19 protein-coding genes are annotated in these 19,502 nt (G+C 69.4%); 11 read left to right on the forward strand and 8 right to left on the reverse strand.

Features of this window, described 5'->3' with window-relative positions; all coding sequences use genetic code 11:
- Window positions 1-148: 148 nt before the first annotated feature.
- Window positions 149-490 (forward strand): hypothetical protein, encoded by a 342-nt coding sequence (locus ABZ345_RS40065; RefSeq protein WP_359860188.1) that lies wholly within the window; start codon window positions 149-151, stop codon window positions 488-490.
- On the opposite strand, the gene ABZ345_RS40070 is transcribed toward ABZ345_RS40065, so the two are convergent.
- From ABZ345_RS40070 to ABZ345_RS40085, 4 genes are read right to left on the reverse strand one after another with little or no spacing between them, the layout of a single operon-like run.
- Window positions 487-1,092, reverse strand: a complete 606-nt coding sequence (locus ABZ345_RS40070; protein WP_359860189.1) for a response regulator transcription factor — start codon at window positions 1,090-1,092, stop codon at window positions 487-489. The genes ABZ345_RS40065 and ABZ345_RS40070 overlap by 4 nt on opposite strands.
- On the reverse strand, window positions 1,089-2,225 hold the full coding sequence (locus tag ABZ345_RS40075; RefSeq protein WP_359860190.1) for a histidine kinase: 1,137 nt from the start codon (window positions 2,223-2,225) through the stop codon (window positions 1,089-1,091). The genes ABZ345_RS40070 and ABZ345_RS40075 overlap by 4 nt, the downstream gene beginning before the upstream one ends.
- Window positions 2,222-2,929, reverse strand: coding sequence for an ABC transporter permease (locus ABZ345_RS40080; RefSeq protein ID WP_359860191.1), 708 nt, complete (start codon window positions 2,927-2,929; stop codon window positions 2,222-2,224). The genes ABZ345_RS40075 and ABZ345_RS40080 overlap by 4 nt, the downstream gene beginning before the upstream one ends.
- Window positions 2,926-3,870 carry an ABC transporter ATP-binding protein gene (locus ABZ345_RS40085; RefSeq protein WP_359860269.1) on the reverse strand — a complete coding sequence of 315 codons (945 nt, stop codon included), beginning with the start codon at window positions 3,868-3,870 and terminating at the stop codon, window positions 2,926-2,928. The genes ABZ345_RS40080 and ABZ345_RS40085 overlap by 4 nt, the downstream gene beginning before the upstream one ends.
- Before the next feature lie 190 nt (window positions 3,871-4,060).
- On the opposite strand from ABZ345_RS40085, the gene ABZ345_RS40090 reads away from it, so the two are divergent.
- Both ABZ345_RS40090 and ABZ345_RS40095 read left to right on the forward strand, forming a co-directional pair.
- Window positions 4,061-6,400, forward strand: a complete 2,340-nt coding sequence (locus ABZ345_RS40090; protein WP_359860192.1) for a LuxR C-terminal-related transcriptional regulator — start codon at window positions 4,061-4,063, stop codon at window positions 6,398-6,400.
- A complete protein-coding gene (locus ABZ345_RS40095) occupies window positions 6,397-8,979 on the forward strand; it encodes a LuxR C-terminal-related transcriptional regulator (RefSeq protein WP_359860193.1) in 2,583 nt (860 codons plus the stop codon). The genes ABZ345_RS40090 and ABZ345_RS40095 overlap by 4 nt, the downstream gene beginning before the upstream one ends.
- On the opposite strand, the gene ABZ345_RS40100 is transcribed toward ABZ345_RS40095, so the two are convergent.
- Genes ABZ345_RS40100 through ABZ345_RS40110 form a run of 3 tightly spaced genes read right to left on the reverse strand, consistent with a single transcriptional unit; the run spans window position 8,960 to window position 11,304 of the window.
- Window positions 8,960-9,838 (reverse strand): LysR family transcriptional regulator, encoded by an 879-nt coding sequence (locus tag ABZ345_RS40100; protein WP_359860194.1) that lies wholly within the window; start codon window positions 9,836-9,838, stop codon window positions 8,960-8,962. The genes ABZ345_RS40095 and ABZ345_RS40100 overlap by 20 nt on opposite strands.
- 24 nt (window positions 9,839-9,862) lie before the next feature.
- Window positions 9,863-10,846: a serine hydrolase domain-containing protein gene (locus tag ABZ345_RS40105; protein ID WP_359860195.1), complete on the reverse strand. Its 984-nt coding sequence runs from the start codon at window positions 10,844-10,846 to the stop codon at window positions 9,863-9,865.
- 47 nt (window positions 10,847-10,893) lie between these two features.
- Complete coding sequence (locus ABZ345_RS40110) at window positions 10,894-11,304, reverse strand: hypothetical protein (protein ID WP_359860196.1); 411 nt, start codon at window positions 11,302-11,304, stop codon at window positions 10,894-10,896.
- Window positions 11,305-11,381: 77 nt separating this feature from the next.
- Between ABZ345_RS40110 and ABZ345_RS40115 the strand changes: the two genes are divergently transcribed.
- The 8 genes from ABZ345_RS40115 (at window position 11,382) to ABZ345_RS40150 (ending at window position 19,062) form a co-directional block, all read left to right on the forward strand.
- Entirely contained in the window at window positions 11,382-12,047 is a 666-nt protein-coding gene (locus ABZ345_RS40115; RefSeq protein WP_359860197.1) for a GAP family protein, read from the forward strand.
- Window positions 12,048-12,105: 58 nt separating this feature from the next.
- The gene (locus tag ABZ345_RS40120) at window positions 12,106-13,263 is read left to right on the forward strand and encodes a helix-turn-helix domain-containing protein (RefSeq protein ID WP_359860198.1); all 1,158 of its coding nucleotides are present in this window, start codon (window positions 12,106-12,108) and stop codon (window positions 13,261-13,263) included.
- 144 nt (window positions 13,264-13,407) lie between these two features.
- Window positions 13,408-13,995 carry a DUF6801 domain-containing protein gene (locus ABZ345_RS40125; protein ID WP_359860199.1) on the forward strand — a complete coding sequence of 196 codons (588 nt, stop codon included), beginning with the start codon at window positions 13,408-13,410 and terminating at the stop codon, window positions 13,993-13,995.
- A 25-nt stretch (window positions 13,996-14,020) separates the two neighbouring features.
- A complete protein-coding gene (locus tag ABZ345_RS40130) occupies window positions 14,021-14,911 on the forward strand; it encodes a glutaminase (protein ID WP_359860200.1) in 891 nt (296 codons plus the stop codon).
- A gap of 19 nt (window positions 14,912-14,930) precedes the next feature.
- A complete protein-coding gene (locus ABZ345_RS40135) occupies window positions 14,931-16,250 on the forward strand; it encodes a M20/M25/M40 family metallo-hydrolase (RefSeq protein ID WP_359860201.1) in 1,320 nt (439 codons plus the stop codon).
- Between the two features lie 10 nt (window positions 16,251-16,260).
- Window positions 16,261-17,046: an SDR family NAD(P)-dependent oxidoreductase gene (locus tag ABZ345_RS40140; RefSeq protein ID WP_359860202.1), complete on the forward strand. Its 786-nt coding sequence runs from the start codon at window positions 16,261-16,263 to the stop codon at window positions 17,044-17,046.
- 62 nt (window positions 17,047-17,108) lie between these two features.
- Complete coding sequence (locus tag ABZ345_RS40145) at window positions 17,109-17,942, forward strand: alpha/beta hydrolase (protein WP_359860203.1); 834 nt, start codon at window positions 17,109-17,111, stop codon at window positions 17,940-17,942.
- A 10-nt stretch (window positions 17,943-17,952) separates the two neighbouring features.
- A complete protein-coding gene (locus ABZ345_RS40150) occupies window positions 17,953-19,062 on the forward strand; it encodes a hypothetical protein (RefSeq protein ID WP_359860204.1) in 1,110 nt (369 codons plus the stop codon).
- Here the strand turns inward: ABZ345_RS40150 and ABZ345_RS40155 are convergent.
- Window positions 19,059-19,496, reverse strand: a complete 438-nt coding sequence (locus ABZ345_RS40155) for a hypothetical protein (protein WP_359860205.1) — start codon at window positions 19,494-19,496, stop codon at window positions 19,059-19,061. The genes ABZ345_RS40150 and ABZ345_RS40155 overlap by 4 nt on opposite strands.
- Between the last annotated feature and the right edge of the window lie 6 nt (window positions 19,497-19,502).

Genomic DNA, 19,502 nt, shown 5'->3' on the forward strand with positions numbered 1-19,502 from the left:
GACACGATCCAGGGGAGCTGCTCGCCCTTCCTCACACCAAGGTCAACACGCGGTTGATCAACAGTATTCCAAGATCATTCTGTTAGGAGTTCTTAATGCGCTTAAAGGGTTGTTGGCTTATGAGCGTGGTGCTGGGGGCGATGGTCGCGTGAGAGAGGTGGGGGAGGAGTACCTGCTTGAGAGGCGGTTGTACAAGCGGTTGTCGACTGGGGAGGCGGTTGGGGAGTGGGTTGGGCAGTTTCGGTCGCCGTTTCGGTGGGGGTACAGCGTGCTCAACGCGCTCGACTACTTCAGGGAGGCCGGTCGGAGGGATCCGCGGATGGGGGAGGCTGTCGAGATGGTCAGGCGGACGCGGCAGCCGGATGGGACGTGGTTGCAGGCCGGGCGGCATCCTGGGCTGGTGTGGTTCGAGGTCGATGTGGAGGCTGGGGAGCCGTCCAAGTGGCTGACGTTTTGGGCGATGAGGGTGCTTGAGTGGTGGGACCGTTAGATCCAGCCTCGGGCACGGGCGAAGCGGGCTGCCTCGTGGCGGTTGGAGGCGCCGGTTTTGCCCACGGCGGAGGACAGGTAGTTGCGGACTGTGCCTGGGGACAGGGAGGCTCGGCGGGCGATTTCGTCGATCGGGGCGCCTTCCAGGGCCAGTTCGAGGACGTCGGCTTCCCTTGGGGTCAAAGGGTTGTCGCCTGCGCTGATGGCTTCGGCGGCCAGGGACGGGTCCACGTAGCGGCCGCCGGAGAAGACGGTGCGGACCACGGTGGCCAGGACGTCGGAGGACACGGTTTTCGGCAGGAAGCCTCGGACGCCGGCTGCCAGGGCGCGCTTCAGGTGGCCTGGGCGGCCGTGGCTGGTGACGATCATCGTTTTGCACGAAGGAAGTTCGGTGGTCAGGGCTTGGGCCACGGAGACGCCGTCCAGGTCTGGCATTTGCAGGTCGATCACGGCGACGTCGGGGCGGATTACGCGGGCGGTGGCCAGGGCTTCGGCTCCGGTGGCGGCTTGGGCTACTACTTCTAGGTCGTCCTCGAGGGACAGGAGGGCGGCCATGGCGCCTCGGATCAGGTGTTCGTCGTCGGCCAGGAGGATGCGGATCACGGGAGCTCCACGGTCAGCACGAAACGGTTGGGGGGCTCGGATGCGGCGGACACCGAGCCGCCCAGGGCTGAGATGCGTTCGCGCAGGCCCGTTAGGCCGCTGCCGAAGCGGAACGAAGGCGGAGCGCCGTCGTTGGACATGGTGAGGACGTTGCCGCGCAACGTGATCGTGCACGAGCTGGCCGAGCTGTGGCGCAGGACGTTGGTGACGCCCTCGCGGACCGCCCAGCCCAAAGCGCCTGCGGACTCACCGGAAGAGGACACCTCGCCGATCACGCGGCAGTCGATGCCCGCCGACGCCAGCAGCGAGCGGGCGCCGGCCAGCTCTACGGAGAGATCGGCTGTGCGGTAGCCGCTGACCACGGCGCGCAGTTCGTCCAGCGAGTCGTGGGCGATTTGACGGACCTCGAGCATCTCGGAGACCGCCTCGGAACGGCCGCGGCGGGCCAGTTGCGCGGCCAGTTCGGCTTTCAGGGCCACGGCGGAGAGGTTGCGGCCCACGACGTCGTGCAGGTCGCGGGCGAAGCGGAGGCGTTCTTCCGCCACGGCGAGGCTGGCGCGGACCTCGCGGGAGCGGTCCAGTTCCCAGACGAGGCCCACCATCCACAGCGTCGTGCGGAAACCGAAGGCCAGCACCAGCAGCATGACGGTGGTGAACACGGCGCGGGTGGGATCGGCGGTTAGCGAGATGAACACGCCACCGGCCACGGCCGCGAGGGCCAGCGGGCGGGGGCGGAGCAGGGCGGACAGGGTGGTGATCGTCAGCACCAGGAACATCACCGTGATGCTGTCGGCCGGGCCGTCGGACTTGCCGGGGGTCGGGTGCGGGAAGGCCAGCTGGGCCGTGGCCAGCACGGCGCACGAGTACGCCAGGAAGAGCACGAGGAGCCGCCGCGGGAACGCCGCCTTGCCCAGGTGGTGTTCGATGCCGAGGTGGCCAAGCCGGACGCTCAGCAGGGTGTGGACCAGCGTCGCCGCCGAGATCGCGAGGACGGCGGTCGTGCTGACCTCGCCGGCCATGCCCGTGATCAGCAACGGTGGCAGAACCGCGTAGCTCACGAAGAAGGTGGCGCGGACGTAGAAGTCGAAGCGCGCCGCGTTGCTGCGGGACCGCCACCAGCCGAGCAAACTCACCTCCGAGGGTCCCAGCGGAACCAGCGTCGTACAGCGTAGATCCCCACGCCGATCCACACCGCCAGTACGATCATCGGCTGGACCACCGAACCGCCGCCCCAGCCCGCGCGCAGCAGTTCGAGCACCGGCGAGAGCGGCAGCAGGCGCAGCACGGCAGCCACGCCGTCGGGCACCAGCGACAACGGGAAGAAGACGCCTGACCCGAGCAGGCACGCCACCAGGATCGGCAGCGACGTCACCTGCGCCATCTCCACGGTCCTCGTGTACGCCGACGAAGCGGCGGCGAGCAGCACGAACACGATCATGCCACCGACGACGCCCAGCATCAGGAACCAGGGATGCGTGGGCAACGCGATACCGCTCACCACTCCGACGATCACCGCGAACAGCGCCATCTGCCCCAACGCCACCACGACGGACGGCAGGGCCGCGCCGAGCAGGATCTCCGGGTCGGTCAGCTCGCCGACGCGAAGACGCTTCAGGACGAGCTCTTCGCGGCGCGCGACGAACGTCGTGACGAGGTTGTAGTAGACCGCCATCAGCAGCACGAACCCGATCAGGCCGATGACCAGCGGCACGCCGTCTGCGTCCGCGGCCATCAGCGCGGGTGCGATCAGCAGTGGCATGACGATCGAGTTGAACAGCGCGGTCCGGTTGCGCCAGAACAACTTCAGCTCGGCCTGTCCCACAGCCACGGCCCTCATGCCGCCTCCTCCGCGATCGCCAGGAACGCCTCTTCCAGGGACGCCGAGCGAGCGTCCAGTCCGGACAGTTCCACCGAGTTGACATGAGCCCACGCAAGGAGCTCGTGCAGGGCTTCCTGCAGATTGTTGGTCCGCACCACGACCCGCCCGCCCGCGTCGACGTCGAAGACGAAAGGCAGTGAAACTCCCGCGGGCGGCACGAACGAAATGCGAGACGGATACGCGTCCACGACCTCGGAAACCGTTCCCTGGACCACGATCCGGCCCCGGTGCATGATCGCGAGCCGATCGGCCAACGCCTGCGCTTCCTCCAGATAGTGCGTCGTCAGCAGCACGGTCACGCCCTCGCGCAGAAGCCCCCGAATCAGCTCCCACGTGTTGCGCCGCGACTCCGGATCGAGCCCCGTCGTCGGCTCGTCCAGGAACAGCACCTCGGGCCGTCCCAGCAACGCCAGCGCCAGGTCCAGCCGGCGACGCTCGCCACCGGACAGCTGCTTCACCCGCACCGCGGCCCGATGTGCGAGGTCAACGAGGGATAACGCCTCATCGACCGGTCGCGGAGAGGTCAAAGTCCCCGCCCACATCTTTGTGGCCTCGGTCACAGTCAGGTCGGGCGGGAAACCGCCTTCCTGCAGCATCACGCCCACTCGGGGCCGAACGAGAGAGCGCTCCCGGAACGGATCGTGGCCCAGCACCGACACAGTTCCCGACGCAGGACGTGAGAGCCCTTCCACAACTTCGACCGTCGAGGTCTTTCCCGCGCCGTTCGTACCGAGCAAAGCGAACATTTCGCCCCGCTCCACATCAAATGAGACGCCCCGTACAGCTTCGAAACCCCCGCTGTACCGCCGGGTCAGCCCGCGCACCTCGATCGCTGTCATAAGCCCACGATCTCGGGAAATGCACCGCACGGGCAGTGCCGCGACACACCAGAAACCCATGACAGATGTCATGCGCGCCATCTGAGGGGTTTCCCCGCGTCCACTCGCGACGGTCGCGCTCTCACATAATCTCGTGCCAGTGGCCGTCCCGGTCCAGCTTTGCCGCCGCCCGTGCCGGGCGCGGCCACCTCCGGGATCCGGCGGGTGGCAGGGGCCCGCCGGATCCCGTCCAAGCGAGGGGAGTCGTCACGTGCAGGAACAGCTGCGCGGACGCCAGGGGGAGCTTGCCGCACTGCGCGCCGCGTTCGAGGCCGCCGTCTCACGCGGACGTCTCGCGGTCGTGCGCGGTGAGCCGGGGAGCGGACGTTCCGAACTGCTCAGGCAGGCCGCGGCGATGTGGCGGGCGGAAGGCGTGACCGTCGTCGGCCACCGGCCCCGGTCCCGCGCGGTCGTGCTGGTCGACGACGCCGACGAACTCGACGAACCGGTCCTCACGACGACCGCGATGCGCATGCCCGGCTGCCTCGTGATCGCGGTGTGCCGCGATCACGCCGAACTGGCCGAGGTCGCGGACGTCGTCATCGACCTGCCAACGTTGTCACCCGACGTCGTCACCGAGCTGATCACCACCCGCGACCCGCTCGACCAGAGCGTCGTCGAAGCGCTCAGAACCGCGCTCGGACCGCTCTACGGCAACCCCGGCACGGTCCTCGCGACCCTCGGCGAGGCCGAGCTGACCTGGGTCGGCGACCGGCTCTTCCTCGCCGGCGACAGGATCAGCCTGCCCGGCAACCACCCGTTGCTGGAGCACGTCCAGGGCCTCGCCTACAAGGTCGCGCTGCTGTGCGTCGTGCGCCAGGGCATCGAGGTCGCCGACCTCAAGCTCCTCCAGGAGGACCTGGACGCCTGCGGCCGCGCCCTGGACGACCTCGTCGAACGCGGCGTGCTCACGAAAGACCTCAAGGTCCTCTGCCCGGCGCTCGCCAACGCGATCATCGACCGGGGTGGCGAGGACGAGGTGCGGCGGATGCACGTCGCGCTCGCCGCCGACACCGCCGACCCGGACCTGGTCGCGCTCGCCGGCCCCGACCTCCCCGACGCGCCGCGCAGGGCCCGCTGGCTCGCCGACCGCGCTGCCGAGATCCAGGCCACCGACCCGGAACGCGCGGGTCGCTGGCTCGCCGCCGCGGTCAGGATGACGCAGGACCGCCCGTGCGGACGCCTCCTGTACCTCGCGCTCGCGGTCCTCGTCGCCACCGGCCAGGACGAGCTGATGCGCACGGTCCTCAAAGAATGCATGGCCGAGGACGCGAACACCGACGCCGCCGCGATGCTGTTGCTGCTCAACGGCGAAGACCAGCACACCCAGGGCGGACAGGCCGTGGCACTCGCACGGTGGTGGCTCGGCGAACGTCCCGACTGGACACCACTGCCGATGAACGCGCACGACGACGAAGTGGTCATCACCAACGCCGAACTGAACGCGATCTACCACGCGTTGCGTTCGGACGTGCAGGCCTGCCGCACGGCGCTCAGGTTCGTCCGCGACGAGCAAGCGCGGGAACGCTTCGACGACATCATTGAAGCGGGCACGCCCGGAGACGTCGCCACGGTCCTCGAACTCGTCCTGGGCCAGCGATACCGCACTCCGGACCACGGCCCGTTGAAGCTCTACCAACGCGTGGTCCGCGACTACGCCAAAGCAGACTTCACGTCCGCACTGCAGACCGTGCGCCAGTTGGAGCTCACGAAACGACCGATGCCTGCGCACCACCACGGCCGCATCCTCGCCGCCGCAATGCATTCCGCACGCGGCGAGCACCGCCAGGCGTTCGCGTGGCTCGCCAAGGTCAGCCACGCTGTCCGGTACGCGCCGACGCGCGCCATGGTCGAGTGCGGCCTGCTGCACCGCGCGGGCGACTCCCAAACCGCGGTCAACCTCGCCTGGCGCACGCTCCAGCGCGTCAAGCAGGCGGGCGTGCGGACGGGCACCAGCCGGTTGATGCTGCAGGCACTGCAGATCGCGATGAGGAACAACGACCTCGACATCGCACGCACGCTGATGACCGAGATCATGGAGCTGCACCGGTGGGGCGACTGCCGCTGCACGCTCCAGGTCCTGTTGCTGGCCAGGGGTTTGCTCTACAACGACCCGGCCGAAGCAGCACGAGGCGCTGATCTCGTCAGAAGAAGAGGCCACCGCCCGGACCTGCTGTGGGCGTGCCACATCCTCGCCCAGTTCTGCGACGACCCGCGCCTCGTCGTGAGGGAGCTGCACGCCATCGCGAAGGAAGGCGGATCGTCGTTCCTGTTGCCCGCCAGGGTTTCCGCGTTGATGCGCAGGTTCGGCGTCATGGCACCGCACACGACAGCTAGCCCTGCCGGGTTCACCGCTACGGAGCTGCGCATCGTCGAACTGGTGCGCTCCGGGCAGACGAACCGCCAGATCGCCACGGAGCTCGAGACGAGTGAGAAGGCCGTCGAGCACCACCTCACCCGCCTGTTCATGCGCACCGGCGTCCGGTCGCGCGTGGAGCTGGCCGCCGCGAGCCTGGCGGGCAGGCTCGACGATCGAGGAGCCACCGGATGACGGGAACGCTGAGCCACACCGACACTCCCGCCTCGAACCTGATCGCCAGAGATGACGCACACACGAGCGTCGTGTGGCCGCTGTTGTCGGGGACCACGCGGCTGGTGCTCGTCACCGGACCCGCGGGCATCGGCCGCACCGCGCTCCTCAACGAGGTCCGGGACACGCTCGAACATCAGCGTGTGCGCACAGCAGACGTGCCACTGCTGCGCGCCGACCGCAACCGCCCCCAGGCTGTGGTCGCCCGTGTGCGCGAGGAACTCGCACGGTGGTCACGGCCGCCGGTGCTGTTCCTCGACGACCTGCACCGCCTCAACCACGACGTGCTGCGCGCGCTCCTCGACGCGTTGCCGCAACTGGCGACCTGTGTCGTCGGTAGCTACCGCACGCCCGTGCGTCTCGAACACACGGACCTCGCCGATGCGCTCAAAACCAGCGCACTCACGGAGATCGTCCCGCTCGCGCCGTTGAACCGGTCCGAGGTCAACCACATGTTCACGGGCCTGCTCAACGTGTCGGCGGACCCGGAGTTGGCGCGCAGGCTGCACCACGACAGCCGCGGCGTGCCGGGCCTGGTCGACCTCGCCGTCGACGGCTACCTGCGCGGCGGTGCGCTGAGGATCATCGACCGCACCGCGTACCTGGTGGAGGAACCACGCGGTACCGGCCACCGGCACCCCGCCGTCGAACGCATCCGGCTGCTCGGCGAGGCCGCCTGGCAGACCGCCAAGGCGATGGCGATCCTGCACCCCCTCGGGACGGCGGCGGAAGAGCTCCTCGGCGACACCCGAGCGTTGCCGGAACTCGAAGATCAAGGCGTGCTCGTACGGCACGACGACGGCTATCGGTTCCGTGCGCCCGTGCTCGCTCACGCGCTCGCGGCCAGCCTCGGCCCGTACGAGCGCCACGACCTCGGATGGCGTGCGGTGAGCGCGATCTGGGAAGGCAGGGCGTTCTGCGCGAACCCCGGCTACCTCCCGGACCGGCTGATCGACGCGGGCGGGTTCGCCGACGCGGAGAAGGCCACGACGCAGCTCCTCGCTGCCGGACGGGCCGTCGTACTGCACGACCCGGCCGCACGACGTTGGCTGCGCGCGGCGGCGGACAGGGCCATTAGCCCGGCGCAACGGGCCGAAGCGCTGTTCATGCACGCCGTCGCGTGCGCCTCCCACAACGACTTCGTGACCGCGATGGCGAGTGTGGACGCCGCGCTCGAGCTCCCCGACGAGTTCAGCCCGGACCAGACCCAGGAGCTGCACCTCATCCGGCTCGTGGGCATGTGCGCGGCGGGGGACAGGGCCGCGTTGCGCAAGGTCGCCGACGGCAGCTGGCGTTCGCTGCCCGGCGGCACGGCAGCACGGTTCATCGGCCGTGCGGTGGCCATGTGCTACACGGACCGATGGGACGAAGCGGCGACGTTGCTCGCCAGCACGCGCGGCATGTGGCGGCTGGGCAACGCGGCCACCGTCACGTTCGGCGAGATCTTCGGGATGAGCGCGGCGCTGATGTCCGGGCGGATGGCCGAGTTCGAACGGGTCATCAGCGATCCGGGCCTGTGCCCGCTCTACGCGGTGGACCGGCACCGGCCCGCGCTGCAGGCGGCGATGGCCCGCTGCCTGCTGTTGATCGGTGAGTCGAAGCGGGCCGCGCGGATGCTCGCCGGCCTCCGGTTGGAGGCGGCCGACATCGCGTTGCTGCACGCCGCCGACGGACGCTGGGACGACGCGCTCGGCCACGCCCGCAAGGCTCTCGTCACGGGTTCGACGCTCGGCCAGGTCGCGGCGCACACGGCGTTGGGGCACGACCTCGCCACGATGCTGGTCGCACGCGCGAAGCTGACCCGTGCGCGCGAGGTGATCGCCGACGCGCGTGCAGGCCAGAACGTCCTCCCGCACCTGCTGGACGTGCCCGAGTCGGACCTCGAACTGGTGCTCGGTGCGCGCGACAAGAGCCGGCGGGCCCTGCAGCGCGGGCTGGCGTTCGCCTCGCAGTACGCGATCGTCATCGGCACCGACGAGCTGGAGCTGCGGCTCGCGGTGATGTCGCTGGAGGACGGTGACCGCGAGGACGCCGAGTTCCGCGTCGAGCGGCTGGCCGACATCGCCGAGACCATGGACACCGGCCGCGCGCACCGCAACCACCTGCTGGCGCGCGCGGTGACCTGGCACGACCGGCAGGCGGCCACCGAGGTCCGCAGGCTCGTGGCCGAACGCGACCAGCCGTACGAGCACGCCCTGACGTTGACCGCGTTGGCCTCGCACGGACTCGGCGACGCGCGGACGTTGCGGGAGGCCTACGAGCTGTTCGGAATGATGGACGCGTTGCTGCCGAGGGCTGTGGTGCGGCACCTCATGCGGGAACACGGCGTCGCGGTGCCCGGACGTGCGGCGACGACGGCCGAGCAGGAACGGCTGCTGGCCTCGCTGGTCGCGGAGGGGCTGACGAACCGCGAGCTCGCGGGCGTGCTCAGGACCACCGAGAAGAGCGTCGAGGCCAAGCTGACGCGGTTGTTCCAGCGCACCGGTTATCGGTCACGGGTGGAGCTGGCGACGGCGATGCTCACGGGTGAGTACCACTGACGAGCGCGTCCACCACCACGGACGCCGGTTCGGACAGGTTGAGCCACGCCACGACGACGCGCTGGCTCTGTCGTGAACCACGCACCCGAAGCAGCTGCACGCCTTGAGGAACCGAAGCTGCGAGAGACTCCGGCACCGTCGTGATGCCCGCACCGGATGCCACGAGTTGAAGCTTGGCCATCCAGTCGCGGGCCATGTGCGCGACGAACTGTCGTTCGTCCAGACCCGGCCACACTCCGAGGCCAGGCGGAGGCGAAGCGATCCACGCCCATCCACGCAGGTCGCTGACGTCTACGAAGTCCTTGTGCGCCAACGGATGTGTCGACGGTGCGGCGAGCAGCAGGTCGCGTTCCTCGAGCACTTTCGATCGAAGAGCCGGTGTCTCGTCGTCCAGCGGCGACTGAGAGGCCAGCACCGCGAGATCAACGGTCCGGGCTCGCAGCGCGCGCACCAGGGAAGCGGTGGTGCCCTCGCGTGTGGTGACCGTCAACGCCGGATGGCTGCGCCTGAGTGCGGCCAACGCGGCCGGAACGAGCGTGCCACCCGCACTGGTGAACCAGCCGAGCCGCACGGTGCCCGCGGTAGCCGGCAGCCCGGACAACTCCCGGCTGGCCGCGTCGAGCTGCGCGAGAACCATGCCCGCGTGCCGCAGCAGCACATGACCGGTATCGGTCAGTTGGACGCCATCGCGCTGACGGTCGAGCAACGGCGCACGCACGACCCGTTCGAGAGCAGCGATCTGCCGGGACACCGCGGACTGCGTGTAGCCCAGCGTCGACGCGGCCGAGCTCAGCGTCCCGCGCTCGGCCACCTCCTGGAACACCCTCAACGACACCAGCGGAACCGCCGTGAGATCCATCCCGCCATGATGACCGGATCCGTGTCACGAGTTGAGGAACCGCGCGACCGGCCACACGCCGTCCGAGGTGTTGCCGAGCACCGTGCGAGTGATCCCCGACTCGGGCTCGTGCACGGTCTTGAACGACACCCCGGCGTCCCACCCGACCAGCTGCACCTGGCTCGTCTCGCCGTGCAGCCAGAAACCGAGGCCGTAGCGCAGCTCGTCCTCGGGGATCTCGCTGTGCGGCCTGACCATTTCGGCCACCTGCTTAGGCGAGACGATCCGCCCGGCGAAGAACGCCCGCCAGAACGCGCTGACGTCGGCCGCCGTCGTGTAGATGCCGCCGTCGCCGCCACCGCGGATCGGCAGGTGGAACACGTTGGTGCGCCACTCGCCGTCGATCGGCAGGTAGCCGACGGCCGTGCGCAGGCCGAGCGAGTCGGACCGCAGGAACTCGGTGTCCTTCAGGCCCGCCGGCTCGCACACCCGTTGCCGCACCAGGTCGTGGTACGGCACGCCGCTCGCCCGTTCCGCGATCAGCGAGAGCACGACGTAGCCGCCGTTGTTGTAGCCGAACGCGGTGCCGGGCGGGAACTTCTGCGGATACCCGTCGAGGATCGGCACGAACTGCTCGATGTCGCGCAGGTTCTGCACGGGCACCGGCAGGAGGTAGTCGTTGATGTCGGTGATGATCTCTTCGGCGAAGTAGTCGCCGATGCCCGACCGGTGGGCCAGCAACTGCCCGACGGTGACCTCGTCGTCGATCAGCGGCAGGTCGTCACGGAGGATCTCGCGCACCTTCGTGTCGTGGTCCAGCGTGCCGTCGTCGATGAGGCTCACCACGGCCAGCGCGGTGAAACCCTTGCAGCCGCTGGCGATCGCGAACCGCGTGTCGACCGTGTTCGCGATCTCGTAGCCGCGGTGCGCGAGGCCGTACGCCTTCTCGAACACCTGCCCGTCCTGCTCGACCCTGACCACGCCCGAGAAGTCGTGGGCCCGGGCGATCTCGTCCAGCTCGTCTTCCATGCAGCGACCGTGACACGCCTGCTGCCCGGAACGCGCGCGAATTTCCGTTACGGGTGATAGCGCCCGGCGATCTCGGTGATCTCCCCGCTCCAGTCGAAGGTCAGGCGCGGCGCGTACGGCGGGGACTCCATCGCCAGGAACTCCTCCCGGCTGCACTCGACCGCGCCGAGCCCGTTCCACGCCAAGTCGAGCCCGTGCGATGCCGTCGTCGTGCAGCCGAGCGCGGTGCGGATCACCGCGTCGTCGGCGAGCTTCGACACGTGCGGCCTGCCGGGCAGCTTGAAGATGTAGGAGTTGTTCTCCTCCGTGTGCCGCAGCTCGCCTTCGACCCACTCCACGGTGCCGTCGGGGTGGACCGCGGTGATCACTGTCATCCACTCCGTGGTCGTCGTCTGCCACGCCACGACGCCCGCCACCGCCACCACCGCGGCCACGGTCGCCCACACCCAACGCTTCATGCCGACTTGACGCCTGATCGACTCGGTGGTTGCGCGACCTGTAATATCACGACTGTGCGAAAAACTTGGGGGAACGGATGACGCTGGGACTGGTGGCGGCGCTGGCGGGGCTCGCGCTGCTGGATTCGACGAGCATCGGGACGCTGTTCATCCCGATCTGGCTGATGCTCACGCCGGGACGCCTGAGGCTGGGCAGGTTCGGTGTCTACCTGGGCACGATCACGGTCTTCTACTTCGCGACCGGCGTCCTGATCGTGCTCGGCGCGTCGCAGGTGGCCGACCACCTGGACAGCAAGATCGCGCTCTGGGTCCAGCTGGTGATCGGCGTGGTCCTGTTCGTGGTCAGCTTCCGGTTCGACGGCAAGAAGCCGAGCACGGGGAGGTGGCGGGAGCGGGTGAACGCCAACGGCTCGGTGGCCGCGCTGGCGGGTGTCGCGGTGCTGGCGGGTGTCGTGGAGCTCGCGACGATGCTGCCGTACCTCGGCGCGATCGGGATGATGAGCGCCGCCGGCCTCACCGCGCCGCAGATCGGCCTGCTGCTCGCCGGATACTGCCTGGTCATGATCGTGCCGGCTCTGCTGCTGCTCGGCGGGCGGCTGGCGTTGCGCGCGAGGATCGAGCCGTTCCTCGCCCGGATCAGCGCGTGGTTCGCCGAGAAGGGCGCGGGTATGACGGGCTGGATTCTGGGCATCGCGGGGTTCCTGGTGGCACGGGATGCCATCGCACGGCTGTTCTTCCTGTGAACCATTTGGTCCAGTTGGCTGAACGACCGCGTTTCGTTTATCTCCTACACTCGCGAGGATGACTGGGCTGGACGATCCGCGCAGATCGGTCCCGCGGGAGCTGGCGCCGTTGCTCCGAATGGAAGTCGCACCGGTCTCGGTGAGCATTTTCGAGGCGATCGAGAAATCGATTCCCGAATACGGCCAGTTCAGGGACAACGTCGTCGATGGCATTCGACAGGCGTTGGTGAAGTTCGTGGACATGATCGCGGAGCCGGATTCCGAGCCGGATCCGCACGACGACATCCACCGCAAGCTCGGGGCGTGGGAGTTCAAGTCCGGGCGCAGCCTCGACAGCCTCCAGGCGGCGTACCGGATCGGCGCGCGCGTGGCGTGGCGGCACGTGTGCGGGTTCGCCGAGCAACGCGAGCTGTCGTTGCGCCAGATGTCGGTGCTCGGCGAGGCGATGATCGCCCACGTCGACGAGCTGGTGAGCCTGTCGGTCGAGGGGTACGCGGCCGCGCAGGCGAGTGCGGCCGGGACGCTGGAACGCAAGCGGCGCAAGCTGATGGAGCTGCTGGTCGGCGACCCCGCGAGCAACTGGCAGGCGGTCCTGGACGCGGCCGGCGCGGCGGCGTGGCCGATGCCGGACCGGCTGTGCGCCGTGGCTCTTGAGCCGTCTGCCGCGCCGGCGGACGACCTTCCGCCGGACGTGCTGGTCAACTTCGAGGACGCCACCCCGTACCTGCTGGTGCCGAACCCGGCCGCGGTCTCGCGCTGGATTCGCCGCGCGCTGCCGGGCTGGCGTGCCGCGGTCGGGTTGCCGGTGGTGCCCGCGGAGGCGCCCTGGTCGCTGGCCTGCGCACGCCGGGTGCTGGTGCTGGCGCGGGAGAAGGTGCTGCCGGACCGCCCGGTGCTCGACTGCGCCGATCATCTGGTCGAACTGACCGTGCTGGCGGACGAGTTCCTGGCCCGGCAGCTGGCGGAACGGGCGTTGGCGCCGTTGGCATCGTTGACAGAGCGGCAGCGCACGAAGCTCGCCGAAACGCTGCTCGTGTGGCTGTCGGCCCGCGGCGGCGCGCCCGAGGTGGCCGCCCGGCTGCAGGTGCACGCGCAGACCGTTCGCTACCGCGTGAACCAATTGGACGAACTGTTCGGCGACCGAATGCACGACGCCGAGGAGCGGTTCACGCTGGAGCTGGCACTGCGCGCGCACTATTTATTGGATCGCGACTGATAAATCGCTCGGAGCCAATTCGTACGCGGGTGATAAAACCGGTTTTTCTCTTGCATTGCGGAATCTCCGATGGTTACTTTACTGACGAGTAAAGCAACATCGCCTTCTTGCAGTTCAATGTCGTACTCACGGAGGTCCCTGCAGATGAAGACCCTCGCACGCGCCGCTGCCTGCGTACTGGCCGCCGGAGCACTGAGCGTGGTCACGGCCGTCCCGAGCCTGGCCGCGACCGCCTCGCTGAACATCACGTACTCCTGCAACTTCACGCTCATCGGTGCGCAGGACATGCCGACCACGGTCAGCTCCGCGGACCTGCCCGACGCAGCGACCGTCGGTGTGCCGACCGCGGTGTCCAACACCACGGTGAAGAGCACGGTGTCCGAGGACGCCACCACGACGCTGGGCTTCCTCGGCGCGAAGTCCGTTGACGGCACGATGACCAGCAACGTGCCTGTCGCCAACGGAGGCGCCACCCAGACGCTGACGTCGGTGTCGACCATTCCGAACACGCCGGTGCCGTCCAGCGGCACGTTCGACGTGACCGCCACGGGCACGTTCCCGGCGATGACGCTCGCCAACGCTGGTTCGGCGACGATCTCGCTCGGCAGCGCGACGCTCAAGCTGACGCCGCGCATGGCGGACGGCTCTCCGACGTGGCTCGGCACGATCACCGTTCCGTGCACCATCAAGGCCGGTCAGAACACCGCGTTCTACACCTTCCCGGTGGCCTGAACGATCCCGTGATGGGATTGGCGGCATGGAACTCCAGCAACTGGTGGACCGCATTGCCGCCGAGGTGACGCCAGGGGGTGCGGTAGCCGACTACATCCCCGCGCTCGCCAGGATCGACCCGCACGCCTTCGGCCTCGCCGTCGCCACACTGGACGGCGAGGTCTTCGGCGCTGGGGAGTACCGCACGCCGTTCTCCGTCCAGAGCATCTCCAAGGTGTTCATGCTCGCTCTGGCCTTGTCGCGCAACGACGATGTGTGGGCGCGCGTCGGCCGTGAGCCGTCCGGATCGCCGTTCAACTCGCTGGTCCAGCTGGAGACCGAGCAGGGCATCCCGCGCAACCCGTTCATCAACGCCGGCGCGCTCGTCGTCACCGACCACCTGGGGCTCGGCGCGGCCGACCGGCTGCTGGGATTTCTGAGGCAGGAGAGCGGCAACACCTCGGTCGACGTCGATCCCGAGGTCGCCAAGTCCGAACTGGACCACTCCGACCGCAACCGGGCGCTGGCCCACTTCATGGCCTCCTACGGCAACATGCGCCACTCCGTCGACGTCGTGCTGCACGAGTACGTCCGGCAGTGCTCGATCGCGATGAGCTGCGCGGACCTCGCCCGGGCGACGCTTTTCCTGGCCCGCCACGGTGTGCGCAACGACGGCACACGGCTGTTGGACGTCAGCGGCGCGAAGCGGGTCAACGCCGTGATGCTCACCTGCGGCACCTACGACGCCGCCGGCCAGTTCGCCTACCGGGTCGGCCTGCCCGGCAAGAGCGGTGTCGGCGGCGGGATCATCGCCGTGGTTCCCGGGAAGTGCGCGATCAGCGTCTGGAGTCCAGGCTTGGACGCACGCGGCAACTCCGTGGCGGGGTTGGACGCCTTGGACCGATTCACCACTCTCACAGGCTGGTCAGTGTTCTGACTGGTGGTAAGAAGTCGGAGTGAGCACAACGGGGAACGCACTGGCAGAGGACGAGGCCGTCACGCTGGTCAGCGAGCTGATCAGGATCGACACCACCAACACGGGTGATCCCGCGACGCTGGTGGGGGAGCGCAAGGCCGCCGAGTGGGTGGCGGAGAAGCTGTCCGAGGTCGGCTACGAGACCACGTACGTCGAGTCCGGGGCCAAGGGCCGCGGCAACGTGATCGCGCGGCTGGCCGGATCGGATCCGAGCCGGGGCGCGCTGCTGGTCCACGGTCACCTCGACGTCGTGCCCGCGGACGCCTCCGAGTGGTCCGTGCACCCGTTCTCCGGTGCCGTGCAGGACGGGTACGTGTGGGGGCGCGGCGCGGTCGACATGAAGGACATGGTCGGCATGACGCTGGCCCTCGCCCGGCACTTCAAGCGTGAGAACGTCGTTCCGCCGCGCGACATCGTGTTCGCGTTCCTCGCCGACGAGGAAGCGGGCGGTCTGTTCGGCGCGAAGTGGCTGGTGGAGAACCGGCCGGAGCTGTTCGAGGGCGTCACCGAGGCGATCAGCGAGGTCGGCGGGTTCTCGATCACGCTCAAGGACGACGTGCGGGCGTACCTGGTCGAGACCGCCGAGAAGGGCATCCGCTGGCTCAAGCTGCGGGTCAAGGGCACCGCGGGCCACGGCAGCATGATCCACCGCGACAACGCGGTCGCGAAGCTCGCCGCCGCGGTCACCAAGCTCGACCAGCACACGTGGCCGCTGATCGTCCGGCCGTCCGTGCGCGAGTTCCTCGACGGCGTCTCCGAGATCACCGGGCTGGACTTCCCGGACGACGACATCGAGGGCTCGATCGGCAAGCTCGGCGCGTTGTCGCGCATGATCGGCGCGACGCTGCGGGACACCGCGAACCCGACGATGCTTTCCGCCGGGTACAAGGCGAACGTGATTCCCTCGACCGCCGAGGCGACGGTCGACTGCCGGATCCTGCCGGGCCGCGAGGAGGCGTTCGACCGCGAGCTGGCCGAGCTGCTCGGCCCGGACGTCGAGCGCGAGTGGGTCGGTCTGCCGCCGGTCGAGACGACGTTCGACGGCGCTCTGGTGGACGCGATGACGGCGTCGATCATCGCCGAGGACCCCGGCGCCCGCGTGCTGCCGTACATGCTGTCGGGCGGTACCGACGCGAAGTCGTTCCAGCAGCTCGGCATCCGCAACTTCGGCTTCTCCCCGCTGCAGCTGCCGCCGGACCTCGACTTCTCCGGACTCTTCCACGGCGTGGACGAGCGCGTGCCGGTCGATGCGCTTAAGTTCGGTGTGCGCGTTCTGGACCGTTTCCTTCGCAACAGCTGAGGGGTGTGCCGTGTCCACTGTGGATCTGACAGGTCAGGTCGCGCTGGTGACGGGCGGCGCGGGCGGAATCGGCGCGGCGGTCGTGCGCCGGCTCGCGAAGCTCGGCGCCCGCGTGGCGGTGCTGGACCTCGATGCCGCAGGGGCACAACGGATAGCGTCCGCGGTGAGCGGGATCGCCATCACGGGTGACGTGACCGATCCCGAGACGATGCCCGCGGTGGTCGAGCAGGTCGAGAAGGAGTTCGGGAGGCTCGACGTCGTGCACCTCAACGCCGGTATCGGTGGTGGTCAGGCCGGGGTGGACGACGCGTTGGACGTCGGGCGGTACCGGAAGCTGGTCGGGGTCAACGTCGACCACGTGGTGTACGGGCTTTGTGCCGCCGTGCCCGCTTTGCGCCGGCAGGGCGGCGGGAAGATCGTGATCACCGCGTCGCTGGCGGGGCTGGCCGCCATGCCCGCGGATCCGTTGTACACGCTGACCAAGCACGCCGTGGTCGGGTACGCGCGCGCCGCGGGCAAGGCGTTGGCCGCGGACGGGATCGTGGTCGCCGCGTTGTGTCCCGGGTTCGTGGACACGTTGCTGCTCGGCGCGGCGAAGGAGGAGTTCGTCGCGGTCGAGTTCCCGTTGCTGACGCCGTCGGACATCGCGGACGCGTTGCAGGTGGTGCTCGCGGAGGCGGAGGCGGGACAGGCCTGGATCATCCAGGCCGGCGGTCGGGCGTCGGCCTACGAGTTCCGCGGCGTGCCCGGCGTCGGAGGGCAGATGCCCCCCGACGTGGTGCTCGGGCGCGTTTGAGCCGTGTCCTTTCGCCGTGTTGTCTCGTTAGGACGATCAGACGACACGGCGAAAGGATTCCGATGGTGCGGCTGGAGGACGGGACCGAGCTCAACGTGGTGCGGGCAGGTGACCCCGGGGCAGCGGTGACGGTCGTGCTGGCCCACGGCTACGCGCTCGACCACCGCAGCTGGCACAAGGTGGTCGAGAACCTGAGCGCGGACTTCCAGGTCATCTCCTACGACCACCGCGGGCACGGCAAGTCGGCCGGCGCCACCAAGGAGACCGCGACCATCGAGCAGCTCGGCGACGACCTGGGGGAGCTGATCGAACGAGCGGTGCCTGCCGGGCAGATCGTCATCGCCGGGCACTCGATGGGCGGCATGGCGGCGCTCGCGATGGCGGAGCGGCGGCCGCGGTTGTTCCGGCAGCGGGTGCTGGGCAACGTGTTCGTGTCGACGGCGGCGAGCGGGCGCAGCGAGTCGTCGCTGGCGTGGCCGAAGGCGGTCGGGAAGCTCGTCCGGGAGCTGGAGCGGGCGTTCGGGCCGATCGTGCGCGCCGTGCGGGAGAGGATCGAGCCGACCAAGACCGCGGGGCTGCGGTGGTGGCTGTTCGGCGACCAGCCCGCCGACGAGGACGTCGAGCTCACCGCGGACATGGTGTGGGGACAGTGGCCGGAGACGGTCGCGCTGTTCCGGCCCGCCGTGGACAGGTACGACCGCGAGGCCGGGCTGACCGTGGCCAAGGAGAAGGCCGTGGTCGCGGTGGTGGGGGACGAGGATCGGCTGGTGCCGGAGACCGATGCCGCGAAGTTCGGCGGCATTTCGGTCATCCTGGCCGATGCGGGACATATGCTTCCGCTTGAACGGCCGTCGGAGCTCGCGAACCTGATCCGCGAGGTGGCCGCCAAGGCATAGCTGGGGGCCGGTGCCGCAGTACCTGGAACCGCGGACGGACGTGCCCGCGAAGGACGACTGGTCGACCGGCCTGGTCTTTCAGGAGCTGAGGCTGGTGCGGGCCACCCTGTCGGCCGTCGCGCTGGTGTCGGCGACCGGGATCGCCGTCTGCCTGTTCCTGCCGATGGTGCTCGGCAACGTCGTGGCGACGGTGGTGCTGTCACTGCTGTTCCTTGTGGGAGCGGTCGGCCCACTGATGCACCGGGTCGAGACGCTGCCGGTGCGGAGGGGCCTGCTGGAGGAGCCCTGGCGGCGGCACCCGGCGACGCTGGTCCGCCATCCGGACGACAAGTACGCCACCTACGTGCGGCTGGCGGACGGCGTCGTGCTCGAAGGCTTCCTGGGCGACGACCTGCCGGACGTCGTGCGGGAGTTCGGCGAGATCTTCGTCTGCGGCCCGGACTCGCGGGGCAAGGCCGTCGTACGTGCGGCCGGCCTCGCCAAGACGGCGAACGCCAAGGTGGCGCGCCCGGCGGCGTTCGAGGTCCAGGAACCGGTGCAGCAGCACGAGATCGGGCGCCCGCTCGACGACCCGGCGGTGCTCAAGGCGCTCCCCGGCCTCGTGGCGGGCACGCACGCGGCACTCGGTGCCGTCATCCCCGCCGTGATCGGCACGGTGATCGTGGTGACGAGCCTGTGGCCGATCGCCCCGGCCGGGCTCGCGGTCGGCGGGCTGATCGTGGTCCTGTCGTTGCTCGTGTTGCCCTCGACGATCGAGCTGGGCCGCTGGTACCGCGACGCGGTGCAGGGGATGCACGCCGCGCAGGGCTGGACGCCTTTGCCGGTCACGCTGTTCCCGTGGAAGCCGGGCCGCCTCGTGGCGGGGCTGGCGACCATGGGGGGCGGGCGGCTCGCGCTCGTCCAGTTCGTGGACCCGGACCTGCACGTGATCGCGAACATCGCCGACACCGGCACGATGTGGATCGCGGGAGTGCACGGCGACGTGGTCGCGGTCGGCGTGCCCAGGGTGCCGGTGCTGACGATCGCGGCGGTGCAGCCGGACAGCGACACGCCACGCGAGGCGCCGGTTCCGTGGATCCAGCGCCTTCGCACTCCGGACTTCAGCGGCCTGCCGCGTTAGACGGGGGAGCGGCGGGCGCGGCCGGGTGGACGGCCGAAGAGCCGCACGTGCTCGCCGACCAGCCAGTCCTTCAGCGGCGCCCACTCCGGGTGGTGGTTGAGCACGAGGAGCCGGTGCATCCACCAGTTCGGGTCGTCGTGGCGCGGGAACGCCGCGAGCCACGCGGCTCTCTCCTCGGCTGACAGGCCCCACAGGTGCGCGAGCTGGCCCTGGGCGTCGGTGTCGAGCGACGCGGTGATCTTGCCGCCCTCGGTGTGCCATTCGGCGCGGAGTTCGCGCAGCACGGCGAGGGCGCTGTCGTCGCCTTCGTCAGCGGTGACGACAACTGTGTGGAGGCCCTGCGCCGCGGCTTCGGCGAGCAGGGCTCTGGTGGACGTTTCGTCGTGCGGCAGTGCGCTGTGAGCGACCCCGACTTCATGCGGCACGAGCTCCATGACACC

Origin of the sequence: Lentzea sp. NPDC005914 (assembly GCF_040629405.1) — a bacterium.
Lineage (GTDB): Bacteria > Actinomycetota > Actinomycetes > Mycobacteriales > Pseudonocardiaceae > Lentzea.

Excerpts from the sequence above, each read along its gene's own strand:
- ABZ345_RS40145 (WP_359860203.1), top strand. The coding sequence starts at position 17,109 with ATGGTGCGGCTGGAGGACGGGACCGAGCTCAACGTGGTGCGGGCAGGT.
- ABZ345_RS40120 (WP_359860198.1), top strand. The coding sequence starts at position 12,106 with ATGACTGGGCTGGACGATCCGCGCAGATCGGTCCCGCGGGAGCTGGCG.
- ABZ345_RS40095 (WP_359860193.1), top strand. The coding sequence starts at position 6,397 with ATGACGGGAACGCTGAGCCACACCGACACTCCCGCCTCGAACCTGATC.
- ABZ345_RS40105 (WP_359860195.1), bottom strand. The coding sequence starts at position 10,846 with ATGGAAGACGAGCTGGACGAGATCGCCCGGGCCCACGACTTCTCGGGC.
- ABZ345_RS40130 (WP_359860200.1), top strand. The coding sequence starts at position 14,021 with ATGGAACTCCAGCAACTGGTGGACCGCATTGCCGCCGAGGTGACGCCA.
- ABZ345_RS40125 (WP_359860199.1), top strand. The coding sequence starts at position 13,408 with ATGAAGACCCTCGCACGCGCCGCTGCCTGCGTACTGGCCGCCGGAGCA.
- ABZ345_RS40085 (WP_359860269.1), bottom strand. The coding sequence starts at position 3,870 with ATGGGTTTCTGGTGTGTCGCGGCACTGCCCGTGCGGTGCATTTCCCGA.
- ABZ345_RS40155 (WP_359860205.1), bottom strand. The coding sequence starts at position 19,496 with ATGGAGCTCGTGCCGCATGAAGTCGGGGTCGCTCACAGCGCACTGCCG.
- ABZ345_RS40080 (WP_359860191.1), bottom strand. The coding sequence starts at position 2,929 with ATGAGGGCCGTGGCTGTGGGACAGGCCGAGCTGAAGTTGTTCTGGCGC.
- ABZ345_RS40100 (WP_359860194.1), bottom strand. The coding sequence starts at position 9,838 with ATGGATCTCACGGCGGTTCCGCTGGTGTCGTTGAGGGTGTTCCAGGAG.
- ABZ345_RS40115 (WP_359860197.1), top strand. The coding sequence starts at position 11,382 with ATGACGCTGGGACTGGTGGCGGCGCTGGCGGGGCTCGCGCTGCTGGAT.
- ABZ345_RS40110 (WP_359860196.1), bottom strand. The coding sequence starts at position 11,304 with ATGAAGCGTTGGGTGTGGGCGACCGTGGCCGCGGTGGTGGCGGTGGCG.